Origin of the sequence: Rothia sp. L_38 (assembly GCF_050689125.1) — a bacterium.
Classification (GTDB): domain Bacteria; phylum Actinomycetota; class Actinomycetes; order Actinomycetales; family Micrococcaceae; genus Rothia.
The window spans coordinates 79,500-93,388 of the sequence record NZ_JBOEQD010000013.1; the positions used below are offsets into that span (position 1 = coordinate 79,500).

15 protein-coding genes are annotated in these 13,889 nt (G+C 60.3%); 3 read left to right on the plus strand and 12 right to left on the minus strand.

Translation table 11 applies throughout. The features are described from left to right. Positions 1-104 precede the first annotated feature (104 nt). The gene (locus tag ACRCJM_RS10310) at positions 105-539 is read left to right on the plus strand and encodes a PLD nuclease N-terminal domain-containing protein (RefSeq protein WP_431464829.1); all 435 of its coding nucleotides are present in this window, start codon (positions 105-107) and stop codon (positions 537-539) included. Here ACRCJM_RS10310 and ACRCJM_RS10315 read toward each other — a convergent pair. The 12 genes from ACRCJM_RS10315 to ACRCJM_RS10370 form a co-directional block, all read right to left on the minus strand. Next, complete coding sequence (locus tag ACRCJM_RS10315) at positions 531-1,610, minus strand: hypothetical protein (RefSeq protein WP_431464830.1); 1,080 nt, start codon at positions 1,608-1,610, stop codon at positions 531-533. The two genes, ACRCJM_RS10310 and ACRCJM_RS10315, sit on opposite strands and share 9 nt — an antisense overlap. A 38-nt stretch (positions 1,611-1,648) precedes the next feature. After that, positions 1,649-1,966, minus strand: a complete 318-nt coding sequence (locus tag ACRCJM_RS10320) for a PadR family transcriptional regulator (protein WP_431464831.1) — start codon at positions 1,964-1,966, stop codon at positions 1,649-1,651. A 149-nt stretch (positions 1,967-2,115) separates the two neighbouring features. After that, positions 2,116-3,207, minus strand: a complete 1,092-nt coding sequence (gene ccsB, locus ACRCJM_RS10325; RefSeq protein ID WP_431464832.1) for a c-type cytochrome biogenesis protein CcsB — start codon at positions 3,205-3,207, stop codon at positions 2,116-2,118. An 80-nt stretch (positions 3,208-3,287) separates the two neighbouring features. Continuing rightward, positions 3,288-4,892 (minus strand): cytochrome c biogenesis protein ResB, encoded by a 1,605-nt coding sequence (gene resB, locus ACRCJM_RS10330; RefSeq protein WP_431464833.1) that lies wholly within the window; start codon positions 4,890-4,892, stop codon positions 3,288-3,290. A 46-nt stretch (positions 4,893-4,938) separates the two neighbouring features. Further along, the gene (locus tag ACRCJM_RS10335) at positions 4,939-5,691 is read right to left on the minus strand and encodes a cytochrome c biogenesis CcdA family protein (protein ID WP_185174184.1); all 753 of its coding nucleotides are present in this window, start codon (positions 5,689-5,691) and stop codon (positions 4,939-4,941) included. Then, positions 5,684-6,292, minus strand: coding sequence for a TlpA family protein disulfide reductase (locus ACRCJM_RS10340; protein WP_431464834.1), 609 nt, complete (start codon positions 6,290-6,292; stop codon positions 5,684-5,686). The genes ACRCJM_RS10335 and ACRCJM_RS10340 overlap by 8 nt, the downstream gene beginning before the upstream one ends. Positions 6,293-6,342: 50 nt before the next feature. Continuing rightward, positions 6,343-7,029, minus strand: a complete 687-nt coding sequence (locus ACRCJM_RS10345) for a histidine phosphatase family protein (RefSeq protein WP_431464835.1) — start codon at positions 7,027-7,029, stop codon at positions 6,343-6,345. 53 nt (positions 7,030-7,082) lie between these two features. Next, complete coding sequence (locus tag ACRCJM_RS10350) at positions 7,083-7,337, minus strand: glutaredoxin family protein (protein ID WP_135012702.1); 255 nt, start codon at positions 7,335-7,337, stop codon at positions 7,083-7,085. Positions 7,338-7,454: 117 nt separating this feature from the next. After that, a complete protein-coding gene (locus tag ACRCJM_RS10355; RefSeq protein ID WP_005504750.1) occupies positions 7,455-7,553 on the minus strand; it encodes a 30S ribosomal protein bS22 in 99 nt (32 codons plus the stop codon). Positions 7,554-7,789: 236 nt separating this feature from the next. Then, a complete protein-coding gene (locus ACRCJM_RS10360) occupies positions 7,790-9,040 on the minus strand; it encodes an FCD domain-containing protein (RefSeq protein WP_431464836.1) in 1,251 nt (416 codons plus the stop codon). 46 nt (positions 9,041-9,086) lie between these two features. Further along, the gene (locus ACRCJM_RS10365; RefSeq protein ID WP_237185017.1) at positions 9,087-9,866 is read right to left on the minus strand and encodes an ArsR/SmtB family transcription factor; all 780 of its coding nucleotides are present in this window, start codon (positions 9,864-9,866) and stop codon (positions 9,087-9,089) included. 147 nt (positions 9,867-10,013) lie between these two features. Further along, positions 10,014-11,165, minus strand: a complete 1,152-nt coding sequence (locus ACRCJM_RS10370) for an acetoin utilization protein AcuC (RefSeq protein WP_237185270.1) — start codon at positions 11,163-11,165, stop codon at positions 10,014-10,016. 238 nt (positions 11,166-11,403) lie between these two features. On the opposite strand from ACRCJM_RS10370, the gene ACRCJM_RS10375 reads away from it, so the two are divergent. Together ACRCJM_RS10375 and ACRCJM_RS10380 are read left to right on the plus strand one after the other, a co-directional pair. Further along, entirely contained in the window at positions 11,404-12,825 is a 1,422-nt protein-coding gene (locus ACRCJM_RS10375) for a TrkH family potassium uptake protein (protein WP_431464841.1), read from the plus strand. Beyond that, positions 12,818-13,495 (plus strand): potassium channel family protein, encoded by a 678-nt coding sequence (locus ACRCJM_RS10380; protein ID WP_431464837.1) that lies wholly within the window; start codon positions 12,818-12,820, stop codon positions 13,493-13,495. Before ACRCJM_RS10375 ends, ACRCJM_RS10380 begins: the two co-directional genes overlap by 8 nt. Positions 13,496-13,889: the final 394 nt, after the last annotated feature.

Sequence of the window (13,889 nt, forward strand, 5' to 3'; positions counted from 1 at the left end):
CCAACCCGCTGCGGGCAGGGTCTGCGCGGCGGGCACCTGCTCAGCTGGCACGCTGTGAGCGCACAAAGAGGGGCGGGCGGGCCTGTTCATGGAAAAATGGTGGTATGGGTAGAGCTATTTTGATTATTGGCGGCGCCGCTCTTCTGCTGGGCGTATGGATTTATTCGATTCTGGATGCCGCCCAGACCGACCGTTTGCGCGTTCGCACCCTGCCCAAGGGGGCCTGGCTTGCTGTGCTGGTGCTCTTTCCGCTGCTGGGGTCGGTGCTGTGGTTCTGGCTGGGGCGGCCGCGCGGGTCGCGCCACGGGTCTTTTGGGGCGCCTACTACCAAACCGCTGGTGGCTCCCGATGATGACCCTGAGTTTTTGAAGTTCCTTGAAGCCCGGGCCCGGCGCGAGCGCCAGGACGCCGAGTGGCAGCAGCGCAAGAACCGTAAGGACGCCGGTGGGCAGGGCCCTGCCCCTGGCAAGCAGGCTCCCGGGCAGGGCGACGAGGCTACCGGCCCCACGGACGATAAGGATCGCCCAGCGTCAGAATGAGCTGGCCTGCGCTTTGGCCTGGCGGTAGGCCCGGTAGTGCCTTCTAGTTTCAAGTACACCCCCGATGACAATGACAACTAGGAGTGGCAGGCGCCAGGTCAAGCTAGCGTAGTCATCGGTCGTGTAAAGTCCGTAGCCCCATAGACCGAATATCGCGAGCATGAGTAGGGAGTGCAGGTAAAGCCGGTAGGGTCTGACCTTCTTTTGTTCTGAGAGGGAACGGGCATAGACTACCGGGTGGCCGAATTCTTCCAGGTAGCTACTACCGCTTTCATACGCATGCTCTTTGACCCTGGAAACTTCTTCGCGCACGCGAGCGTCTGAGATATCGCCACGCCCCCTCAGCTCCTGCTTGAATCGAGCAAGCCAGGTTTCATCGTCCTGGTAATCTTCTTCCTCATCTAGACCTGTAACCTGCGGGGGTGAGGGCAGCAGGAAGCCCGCAGCTGTTCCCAAAACACCCAACCCCAGGGCAGCCACTAGGTGGGCCCAGCTGGGAAAGCGCTGGGTGAAAACCTCGTAGGAGGCAAATAAACCAAGCCCGATGGCTGCTGAGCCAGCCAGAATAACGAGCACTGTCAGAAGTACGGCAGCGGTAAAGCCAAATTTTTTACGGCTATGTTGGAAGGTAACGAGCTGAGCAAGAAAAAGCATGCCCAAGGCCCCGGGAAGAAGATAGAAGCCCAGCGGCTGGGAGCTTGGCCTATCGCTGGGTAGTACGCTGACCACCCAGAAAAGGATGCTAAAGAATGCCCCTGTGAAGAAACCTGCCACCATTACTTCTTTGAGGGCCCATGGCTCGTCTTTGGAAAATACCTGGGTTCCTTTTTCCCGCCAGGTGGTAATTTTTTCTGCGGCCCATTCATGAGGGCTACCGTAGAGGTCCGTGGCGCTTTCGCCGCTTTCTGCGACCTGTCTAATGACACGGTTGATGGCGCTTTCGCTGGTGACTGCTTTGACACCGTTTGTAGCGAGGGTCGCAAAGGCAGTTTGTACCCAGTCTTTGTCTGCCGGGTTGTCGCTGGCTTCTTCGATTGCGGCGGTCAGGCGTTCGTAGGGGTTGTTTGCCATGTCTCCTCCTTGAGTCATGTTGAAACACTTCCGGCGGTTTAGGCTCCAAGGACGCTGGTCAGCCGGGCCAGGGTGGCCCGCTCCTCGGCGAGTTGGCGAGCACCTGCGTCCGTGAGCCGGTATTGGCGGCGGGCGGGGCCGCTCTCCCCTTCCGTCCAGGTGGTGGTGACGTACCCGGCTTCCTCCAGTTTGGACAGCGCCGGGTAGAGGGAGCCGCCGCGTAGGCGTCCGTACCCCAGCTCTTCCAGGCGGGTAGCCAGGCCGTAGCCGTGCAGGTCATCCTGCTCTAGGCAGGCGAGGACGGCAGTGGGCAGGGTTGCCCGTACCAGGGCCGGCGGGTAGGTGGTGGGTTTCATGAACACCTCCTTCTGTATCTAAGTACAACATCTACCTAGATAGGTTTCAAGACTTTTGTTGTTTATTACCGAACAACGCTTACGCAGAAGCCCCCGCACACAAGGTGCGGGGGCTTTCTAAACCTGTGGAAAAGCGTCAGCGATAAATCCTACAGACCCGAGTAGGAGTGCAGACCCGAGAAGTAGACGTTGACCACGGTGAAGTTAAAGATGATGCAGAGGTAGCCTGCGATGGAGAGCCAGGCGCTGGGCGGGCCCGACCAGCCGCGGGTGGCGCGGGCGTGTAGGTAGGCGGCATAGACCACCCAGATGATGAAGGTCCAGACTTCCTTAGTATCCCAGCCCCAGTAGCGGCCCCAGGCCTTTTCTGCCCAGATGGCACCGGCGCCCAGGGTGAAGGTCCACATGGCAAAACCTACGGTGTTGAGGCGGAAGGAGAAGTTTTCGAGGGCGGTGGACGAGGGAATCAGACGCATGAAGCCCAGGCGCACCAGGGAGCTGTCGGTGCCCTCGATGATCTGACGTTCGCGGGCGGTCTGCACCAGCTGCAGGATTGCCATGGCGAAAGTGATGGTGAAGATGGCGGAAGCCAGCACCGCGATGGATACGTGAATCACTAGCCAGTAGGACTGGAGAGCGGGCACCAGCTGACCTACGGGGGTGGGGTAGGCGATGGTGGCTGCGGTCATCATGGTCAGGGCCAGGCCAGATACCAGGGTCCCCACAAAACGCAGGTCTCGGAAGATCAGGAAGCCCAGGTAAACCACGACCACGAGCAGGGCGCCGGTGGTGCAGAATTCATACATGTTACCCCAGGGCACGCGGTTAGCGGCAAAGGCGCGGGAGAGCACACCGGCCAGGTGAATCAGGCAGCCCAGGGCCAGAATGACCACACCGGCGCGGGCGGCGGGTCGGCGTTCGCCGCTACCGTAGCGCATCTCTGAGTCGGCGACGTGACCGGCGATCTTGGCGGCTGCTGATTTCTTGTAGCCCATGCCTCGTTCGCCGGTGCCCTGCTCGGTGCCGCTAATGCGAGCTGAGCGGGCGTTTTTGACGCGGGCACCGGCACCTACGAGTTCCTTTTCAGCTTCGGGGGCCGTGGCAGCTTCAAGGCGTTTGGTGGTGCGGGAGTGGGCAGCGACGTCCCAGGCAAAGGCAACGAAAGCCACCATGTAGGTGATTGCCGCAAGGTACATAAAGAGTTCGCTCCAGCGGGCGAGCTCAATGTTGACTTCTGACATGGTGTTCTCACTTTACAGGTTGAGGTAGGGCGCGGACGCCGGTGCCCGGCCGGGTTGCCCCGGAGTAGGCGGTGGGTAGGTTAGGCTTCATCAAATTCTAGTCCCCACCGCTCTGCGAAGAGGTCGGTGAGTTTGTCGGCTTCGGTGGCGAGGCGGGGGTCTTCGCCGCGGGCCAGGAGGCCGTATTCGACGGTGAGCACGCGGTCTGCCCCGGTGCCGCTTTCGGTGGCTCGTACCCAGACGCGGCGGCGGGCTACGAAGACCGAGATCAGCAGGCCGCCAAAGAGTAGGGTTGCTGAGACCAGGGCGATCGGACGGCCGGGGTCTGACCTGATCTCAATGCCAGCGTAGCGCTTAACACCCAGGAATTCGATAGTTCCGTGACCATCGGGCAGGGTGGCGGTGTTGTTGCTGGCATCGAGCACAATACCGTTACCGGCGGCCATGGTGTTGAGCGGGGTCAGGCTATCAACGTCGAGTACGTATACGTTCTGGGGCACGCCGTTATCAAGCCCGAGGTCGCCCGCGTAGCTTTGGAGCACCAGCATGGGGTTGAGCAGGTCTGAGTCGATAGAGGTGGGGGCGCTACCGGTGGTGCGTTCGCCGGTGGGCAGGAACATGCCGACGAAGCCCAGCTGGTCGGGGTGGGCGTCCGGAACCTTCAGCACGATAGATGAGAGGTAGCTACGGCCCGAGGGTAGGCCCACCACGGGCCCCTCGTAGGCAACAGAGCCGTCAGTGTTGGTGATACGGACGACCGGCGAGTAACCGTTGCCCAGCAGGTAGATAGAGGTTCCCTCAAAGTAGATGGGTTCATTGACTCTGAGGGTCTGCTCGCGCTGTTCACCGTCTGCACTGGTGAGGGTGAAGTCAGCTTCGTAGTTGATATCTGAGCCGTAGGTGGGTGAGCCTTCCTGACGGTCGTATTCGACGGTCAGGTTGTTGAGGGTGGCTGAGTAGGGCACCAGCCAGTCGGGGTTGTAGTTGGTGCCGGGGCTGAAGGAGTCATAGGCAACCAGGGAGTTGACGAAGGTTTCGTCCTCGGTCACCACGCGCTGGCCGCTGTAGCCAAAGAGGGAGCCAAGCGCTACCGCAATCAGCACGCCGATCATGGCCAGGTGGAAGAGAATGTTTCCCAGTTCGCGCAGGTAGCCGCGTTCAGCAGCAACGTTCACGACTCCCGGAGCTTCTTCGCGCACCTCGATACGGTAGTGGCGCTTTTTCAGCACGGCCGCAGCGTCCTCAATAGCGCGGGAGGCTGTTAGCTCCCCGGCACCCGCGCCTACCGGAATGGTGAGGGTGCGGTGCTGGGGTAGGCGGGAGAAGTTCTTGGGGGTGCGGGCGGGCCCTGACCGCATGGCCTGATAGTGCTTGGTAGCGCGGGGAAGCACGCAGCCAATCAGGGACACAAAAAGCAGAATATAGATAGCCGCAAACCAGACCGACGAGAAGACATCAAAGAGCTGGAGCTTATCAGCGATAGGGCCCCAGGTGGGGTGCACCTCAATGTAGTCGGCTACAGCGGCGGGGTCCTGAATACGCTGGGGAAAGACCGAACCGGGCACAGCGGCGACCGCCAGCATGAGCAGCAGGAAGAGAGCGGTATTCATCTTGGTCAGCTGCGTCCATGCCCAGCGGAGCATTTCCAGCGGGCCTAAGGCCGGGGCGTCCTGAGTCTCTGCCATGTTTTCCTTGCTATCTTCGGTTCGGTGCGTCAGTGTGGGGGTGTGTTTAGATGGGGAGTTCGTAGACCGGCATGCTGGCCTGGAACCAGGACATCAGCTGCGTCCAGAGGCCGGTCGCCAGAAGCAGGCCGATGATGATGAGCATGATGCCGCCCAGGCGCTGGAGTAGGAGTCGGTTTCGGCGGGCCCAGCCCATGGTGTTGACGCCGCGGGCAACGCCCAGCGCTACGAGCAGGAAGGGAATCCCTAGCCCCAAGCAGTAGGCCAGGGTCAGAAGCACCGCCTTGGTGTTATCGGAGCCCCCGGTGTAGACCAGGGTCTGCACGGCCGCGAAGGTCGGGCCGATACAGGGGGCCCAGCCCAGACCGAAGGTGATGCCCAGAATCGGGGCGCCCCAGAGGCCGGCCGGAGGTTTGGCTTCAATTTTGCGGTCGCGCTGGAAGAAGTCGAAGCGGCCCATGAAGACCAGACCCATCACAATCACCAGCAGACCCAGCACCAGGTTGACCCAGCCCTGCCCACGCAGCCAGGGGGCCGCCCCCAGCTGGGCTAAGACCACAGACATGAGCACGAAGATAAAGGAGAAGCCCAGCACGAACAGGCCGATACCGGTGACCATGCGCAGGTTGCGGCGGCGGGGGCTCATCTCTCCCCCCGATAGGCCGGTCACGTAGCCCAGGTAGCCCGGCACCAGCGGTAGTACGCAGGGGGAGGCAAACGAGACCAGGCCCGCCAGTGCCGCAAGGGGCAGGGCGAGCCAGAGGGAGCCGTCGAGAACGATATTGCCGAAACTAGGCACTGACCTGGTCTTCGAGCAGGGTGCCCAGCACAGACTTGTCGATTTGCCCCAGAATACGGGCCGCTACGCGTCCTTCAGCGTCGAGGACGACCGTGGTCGGCACCGCCTGGGCAGGCACGTACTTGCTCATGGCAAGCAGCACCTTGCCGGTCACGTCGCGGAAGGAGGGGTAGGGCACGGAGAAGTTCTTCTCAAAGGCCTCGGCGGTACCTTTTTCGTCGCGCACGTTGGCCCCGTAGAAGGCAACTTTCTCGCCGTAGGTGTCGTGCAGTTCGTTGAGCCAGGGAGCTTCAACACGGCAGGGGGCGCACCCGGCGTACCAGAAGTTCAGCAACACGGGTTTACCGCGCAGGTCTGCGGCTGAGACGACGGTACCGTCAAAAAGTTCGCTTTCGAAGTCAACGGGTTCACCGCGCTCACCTGCGGCATATTCGGTGACGCTACCATCACCGGCGATGTAGCCCTTGGAGTCTCCGGCATCTGCTTGAGCAGCCAGGGAGTCCTGGCTTGATGAGCAGGCAGAGAGCAGGCCAACAGTTCCTAAAGCGGCGATGCTCAGGGCCTGCTTACGGCTGACGCGGGCAGGGAAAGAGGTAGACATGAATTACAGGTCTTTCAGGTCAGTGTAATGTGCGCTTGCAGTCGGTGCCATTATGACCCCGGTAACTGAATAACACCTGAATAGAGTTCGGCAGCAGGCTCAACATAGGAGAGTTTAGGCTTGCCAGGGGCGAAAATATTGGGGAAGGTAAAACTTGTAATGGAAGCTAAATTGCACTGGCGGCTGCGCGGGTCGTGCGGCAGCGCCCCACCCTCTACAGAGGTGCGGGCCATCCAGATGGGTAGCTGATGCGAGACAATAATTGCTTCAGCGCCGTCCCCGCCCTTTTCGTAGGCGGTGCGGGCGGCGTCCTTAATAGCCTCAGCCATACGCTCCACCTGGTCCCGGTAGGGTTCACCCCAGGACGGACGCAGGGGGTTAAGCAGGTGCTTCCAGTGGCGGGGGTTGTTCAAGAGCTCCTGCTTATTCACGTGCAGGCCCTCAAAATAGTTCCCGGCCTCAATCACGCGCTCATCGGGCTGGGCGACCAGGCCCAGCAGTTCCTCGATGGGGGCAGCCGACTCGCGGGTGCGGGTGAGCGGGGAGCAGACCAGGTGCACGATGTTGGCACCGGCGTCCGCGCTGCGCTTGAACTCTTCGGCAGATAGGCGTACCATCTTCTGCCCCGTCTCAGACAGGTGGTAGTTGGGCAGACGCCCATACACGATACGGTCGGGGTTATGCACCTCGCCGTGGCGCATCAGGTGCACGGTGACAGTTGCCGAAGAAGTATTCATATCTCTAGTCTCTCAAACCTAGTCAGTAAGCGCTAACCAGCAACCCCGCCGGTTTACTCCGCCAGTTTCTTCTCAATAATCTTCGCCAGGCGCTTAGCATTGACCTGCCAGAAGTCCTTGACCTCGCCATCAACCCGCAGCACCGGGATCTCGGTGCGGTGACGCTCCAACAGGTCGGGGTGCTCTTCAACGTTGATTTCTGTGTAGGTCAGCCCGTAGCTGCCTGCCACCTGGCCAGTAGTCTCCCGGGCAGCTTCGCACAGGTGGCAGCCGGGCTTAGTCAGCAGTTCAATCAGTGGTGTAGCCATTGCTCCACTCTAACCCGCCGCTCCCCCGCGAGGCGAGCGGGAGCGTCCGCACCGAAAAGTCCGGTGATACAGCGCGAGCCCCGCACCGAAACAGGTGCGGGGCTCGCGGTGAAGAATTTACTTCTTGTTGCGGCGCTGGTGGCGAGTCTTGCGAAGAAGCTTGCGGTGCTTCTTCTTAGACATACGCTTGCGGCGCTTCTTGATAACTGAACCCATTGGATTCACCTCACTTATTAAATAGTGGTCGATACCCGGCCGACAGCAACCACCCGAGGGCGGTCGGTCGGTAGCTATCCGGGCGCTATACCGGTATAAACGCTCCAAAGCACGCATAAAGGGCATAGCAATACCCTCGGCGTGAAAAAACGCTCTCTCCCAAGCCTACAGGCAAACAGGGCTTTTCGCCGACTGTTCACCGGCAAGTGAGAGCATTTTCTCGTTTTATCTACCCTCTAGCGGTCACTGGTGGCGTATTCGTAGCCCTCGCGCAGGGCCGCTGCGGCATCTTCACCCGAATCTTCTTCCACTGCCCTGGCAGGTTCTGCAGCGTGGGGGTCGCGAGCCCCTCCAGCCTCCTGCTGGGCAGGGGCGCTTTTGCGGAAGCCAAAGTAGCCAGCCACGTCAAAACGCTTTTTAGCGGGCTGGTTCCTGCCGCCCAGTGGAGCTGCAGCTTCACCGGCGTCACGGGCAGTTTCTTCCCTTGTACCCTCCAACTGGGGAGCCTCGCTGGCCGTGGGCCCCTCGGGCTTCTTGGGGGCTGCTGCCCCGGGGTCAGGGCTGGCGGCAGAGCTAGCGGCGCGGACGACCGGGCTCACCGTCCCTCGCCTGCGGCGGGTTGCGCTCCCGGTAGGGGGCTGAGCGCTTGCAGGGGCGGCATGCATGGGCTGGATGCTGGTAAGGGCTTCAAAGAGCTCAGGCTCAATGGGCCCGCCCCAGGTATCGGGCACCAGCTCCTGGGTCTCAACCTCGATGGGTTCAAGGTTGATGCTGCCCGCTTCCCTAGTCGGGGTCTCAAAATCGACCGGGTGGCCCGCTTCAGCAAAACGCTCTTGCAAGTTGGCCCTGAGCAGGGTCTGGGCGAGGGCGGCGTCGCCAGATCGGGCGGCATCGACGATAGCCCGATACTCCATACGCAGGCGCGAGGCGGTAGCGCTCCACAAGGGAACCTGGCTGACCAGCTCGAAGCGGGCCTCGATCATGGCGTCACGCAGGGTCGCCAAGAGGGCAGAAATCAGGGCGTTGCCAGAGAGTCTTCCCAGCTGGATATGGAAATCCGCTTCGAGCTCGTGAAAGTCGCTCAGGCTGGTAGCGTCGTCCTGCATGGCCTCCACGATGCGGTCTAGCTCTTCGAAGGCTGACTGGTCGTAGTCGGGCCCTGTGAGGGCGTGGTTTTCAAGCAGCAGGCAGGTTGCCAGCAAATCCTGGCGGGGCGAGAGGGAGCTGGCCAGATAGAGGCTGACGGCTGGCCCTGCCGAGGCCGCCGGTTCCCGCACCAGCTGGGCGATAATGCTCTTTTTCCGCCCCTCGTAGAGCCTGAGCACCCCGATTTCTTCGCAGTGCTTGAGGCTCTCCCGCATGTGGTTCTGACTGATACCCACCTCACGGGCCAGCACCCTGTCGTCGGGCAAGTTATCGCCCAGGTGCAGGGTCTGGTTAATCAGTTCGTTCTCGATCCAGTCGAGAAGCTGCTGATGGTGTGCCATACAGTCTTGTGGTGTCCTTTGAAACTAGCGGTTGGTGGGCAAGGGCCTAGCGGGAGCTGCGGCGACCCCAGCGGGTGAGCTTGGCCAGCAGGCCACGGTCGTCGCCCTCTTCACCACCGGCCTGCTTGTGGGCCTGCTTATGGGCCTGTTCATCACTTGCCTTGGCCGCTACCTCTTGGGCAATGACCTGCTCAGGGGTGGGTACTTTGAAGCTAATGGGCTCCTCATCTTTGGTGCCCAAGCTCAGGCTCTGTGCGAGCTGGCGTACTTGGTCGCTGACGGCGTCCTGCTCTACATTGGCAGGCGCCTGGTTCTCCACAGCCTCTTCGTCCACCCGGTTATCGAGCACGGGAGTAAAGGGGGTCAGGGGGGTGAAGGTAATACCCGCGGTGTTGGGGTGGGGCACGTCGACGGCCGGGGCGGACGCCTCCTCCTGCGCCTCGGGAACAGAGGTAGTTTCAGGCGCAGCAGGGTTTGCCTCAGGGGCAGGCTCGGGGCTCTCGTGAGCAACAGAGGTAGCCTCGGCGGCAGGTACTGCTTCGAGGGCGGGGGCGGTCTCGGCTGCGGGGGCAGCGAGCAGGCCGTCGACCCAGTCGGTGACGGTAGCTAGAGGCGCGGGGGTAAGGGAGTAGAAACGCTTCTGGCCTACGGCTTCGGTTTCGACCAGACCGGCGGTGCGTAGTACCTTGAGGTGCTTAGATACGGTGGGCTGGCTGACGCCCAGCTCCTCAACCAGTTCGCCAACGGCTAGTCGTTCGACGGCTAGTGCCTGGAGGATGTGTCGCCGCGTGGGGTCGGCGATAACAGCAAATACGTCGTCTTTCATACTGACATCTTTACACATATATACCCACAATTGCATGTTTGACCAGCAGAAATGGGGACACTCTTCGTCTATGCCCAGCTAGCACTCAGACTAAAAGCCAACGTACAGGGCCATCTGCCGGGCCCGGTGACCCGCCCCTATACCGGCCTAGTCATACCAGGGATCAAGCCCCCAGAGGGGGAATACTTCCTTGCGGGTGGCCATAATGCTGCGGTCCACACTGCTGGCCGGGTCGTAGCCAACCTCCCAGGAGTACCACCAGAGGTCCACGGGATCCCCCATCATGGTGGGCACTTTGGTCCCGTACTTTTCAAGCATATAAGCCTGCCACGATTCCGGCGTGGGCATATTTATGTCGAGGGGCTGGCCGGCCGCCACCGCAATAAGGTGGCTCCAAGAGCGGGGCACAGCGTTGTAGATGGAGTAGCCCCCTCCCCCGGTGGCAATCCAGCGACCCTCACAGAGCTCGTCCGCCAGCAAGGAGATATGGGCGGCAATTTCCCGCTGCCCGTTAATGCTGATGTTCAGGTGCGACATGTCATCGGCCAGGTGGGAGTCGCAGCCGTGCTGGCTGACGATTACCTCGGGCTGGAACTGCCGCAGTAGGCTAGGGACCACCGCATCAAAAGCTCGAAGCCACCCTGAATCGGTAGTGCTTTCGGGCATGGCGATGTTAACCGAGGTTCCGGCAGCCAACCCTTCGGGGCCCACTTCGTTGGCGAAACCTGTACCAGGAAAGAGAGTCATGCCGCTCTCGTGCAGGGAAATGGTCATGACATTAGGGTTATCCCAGAAGATACTTTGCGTACCGTCCCCGTGGTGGGCGTCCACATCGATGTAGACGACCCGTTGCACTCCCGCTTCAAGCAGGCGGGCTATGCCCACGGCGCAATCGTTATAGATACAAAAGCCGCTGGCGTGATCACGTGAGGCGTGGTGCATGCCCCCGCCGAAGTTAACGGCGTGCTTGACCTTACCGCTCAAGATAGCTTCTGCAGCCTGATAGGTGCCACCGGCAAGTCGGGCGGACGCCTCGTGCACCCCCTCAAACCCGGGGGTGTCTTCGGTGCCCAGGCCACAGCTGGCGATGATCAGCGTGGGGTCGGCGCTGATTTTTTGAACCGCGTCGATATAGGGGTAGTCATGGGCCAGCATGAGCTGGTGCACGGTGGCGATTTCAGGTTCTTCAAGCTCTACCTGCGGGAGGTCAAAAATCCCAAGGTCCCGCGCTAGGGAGGCTGTTGCGTCCAACCGCGAGGGGTGCATGGGGTGATAGTCGCCAAAATAGTAGTTGGCCATGGCGGGAGTCCAGAGCACACGCACGTCGGTGGGCGTGAGGCTGTCGATGATAGCCACCAGCACTACCTCCTTTGGTAAGTTGAGTCACACTTACCATTAAACACATAAAAACTCTGTGGGCACCACACCCCGCATACATGACACGCAGACTACGCTAGAGACGGCAGAAGAAAGCGAGGTGAAGAACGTGGGCAAAATTGTGCGCAAGGTCCAAGAGCGCAAGCGGGTTCTGGACGCCATGGAGCAGGGGCAACTGGAATACCAGCAGCTCCTTCAGATTGTTAAGTTTTCGGCTGCTTTCCAGGCCCGGGCAGCGCGCTTACGCGACCTGGTAGACCGCCTCTTTGGTTCCTCGTCCTCCCGAATTGCCATCGCGGCCTTCTTGCTGGTCATTGTCTTCTTCTCGCTCATGCTCTACACCCCCTGGGCATCACGCGATGGCCAGCAGGTGGAGTTTCATCACGCCGTTTTTACGGCTACAAGTGCCGTGACCGTCACCGGTCTCACCACGGTATCCACCGCCGAGCAGTGGACTTTCTTCGGCCAGCTCATGATTCTCTTAGGGTCACAGATTGGCGGTCTGGGAACCCTGACCCTGACCTCGATCTTGGCCCTGGCGGTAGGCCGCAAGCTGGGCCTGCGGTCCAAGATTATCGCCCAGGAGTCCCTCAATATCGGACGCCTGGGTGAGGTTGGCTCCGTACTGCGCACCGTGGCTTTCACCTCCATTGCCATCGAGGCCCTGATTGCCTTTACCCTGGTCCCCCGCTTCCTTGTGCTGGGTGAGCCCCTCTGGCAGGCAGTCTGGCACGGTGTCTTCTATGCGGTGTCATCCTTCAACAATGCCGGTTTTACTCCCCACTCCGATGGCATCGTGCCTTACGGCCACGACCTCTGGATTCTTTTCCCCATCGCCCTGGGGGTTATGGTCGGCTCCCTAGGCTTCCCCGTCATCCTGGTTCTGCGCAATAACCTGCGCTTTAGCAAGTGGAATCTCAATGCCAAGCTCACCATTATTGGCACCCTGGCACTCTTCTTTCTGGGATCTTTCGCGTGGGGTGCTTTAGAGTGGGGCAACGACCGCACCATCGGCACTATGGGAGTAGGCGATAAGATGCTCAATGCCGCTTTCGCCTCGATTATGACGCGCTCGGGCGGCTTCAACCTGGTCGATATGGCAGATATTCACCCGGTCACCATGCTGCTGACCGACGTGCTCATGTTCATCGGCGGCGGCTCGGCGTCCACCGCAGGCGGTATCAAAATCACCACCATCACCGTGGTCTTCCTGGCGATCCTGGCAGAAGCACGCGGCGACCAGTTCGTCGTGGCTTTCAACCGCACCATTCCCGATGCTGTCCTCCGTATCGCTATCTCCGTGATTATGATGAGCTTCGTGTTTGTGCTGGCAGGCACCACCGCTATTATGCTCATCGGCCAGGTCGGCCTTGACAGGGCCCTCTTTGAGGTTATCTCAGCCTACGCGACCTGCGGCCTATCCACCGGGCTCTCAGCCGAGCTGCCACCGTCCGGAACCTATATTCTCTCCATCCTCATGCTGATCGGCCGTATCGGCACCATTACCATAGCTACCGGCCTGGCCATGCGCTCCCGCCGCCGCCTCTACAAATTCCCCGAAGAAAGGCCCATCATTGGCTAGAAAAGATTTCCGCCCCGCCCATAGTGCCCCTGTGCTGGTGATTGGCCTAGGACGCTTTGGTTCGGCTACCGCTGCCCAGCTCGTTCGCCAGAACAAGGAAGTGCTGGCCGTTGAGAAAGATCCGGTGCTGGTGCAGAAATGGTCGGGCGACCTCACCCACGTGGTTGAGGCCGATGCCACCGATATGAATGCCCTGCGCCAGCTAGGTGCTCAGGACTTTACCGCCGCGGTGGTAGGTGTGGGTACCTCGGTGGAGGCCTCGGTGCTCATTACCGCCAACTTGGTGGACCTGGGCATCGAACGTATTTGGGCTAAAGCTATCACCCCTTCCCATGGCAAGATCCTCTCCCGTATTGGAGCACACCGGGTTGTTTACCCGGAATCGGATGCGGGGGTGCGAGCAGCCCACCTAGTCTCAGGGCGCCTACTGGACTTCATCGAGTTCGATGACGACTTTGCCATCGTCAAAATGTACCCTCCCAAGGAGACCCATGGCTTCACCCTGGCAGAGTCTGATGTGCGGTCTAAATACGGGGTGACCATCGTGGGAGTGAAATCGCCGGGTGAAGAAATTACCTATGCGACGCCCGATACCCGGGTTTCTTCTCGCGATTTATTGATTGTCTCTGGCCAGGTGGACCTGATTGAAAGGTTTGCTGCACGCCCCTAACAGGTTTATACCTACAAGAAAGCCCTGACCAGACCCTATGCTTGCCTGAGCATGGAAACCGATCAGGTGTCTTCCGAAATAATTCGTCTTTTTTGATTCTCAGGGTGCATTAACTGAGAAATTGGCATATAGTTATAACTACCTCTAAAGGTGCGAGTGATTACTGAACGGTCCGCGAACCCGTTCAAGTAGCTCAAGACCTGAAGATTTCCAGATGGTTCCCCTAATCCCATCTCCTTCAGGTTGCGAGCCTTCTCTAGAAGCCGGATTCCTACCGCTGGAAGAGAAAGCTGAAGGCCAGTCCGATTCCCTACGGACTGGCCTTTAGTATATCCAGACTGCTTTTGTTTGCAAGGAAAAGCAGGCTACTTACCTCAGCCCCATCAGGGGTTTT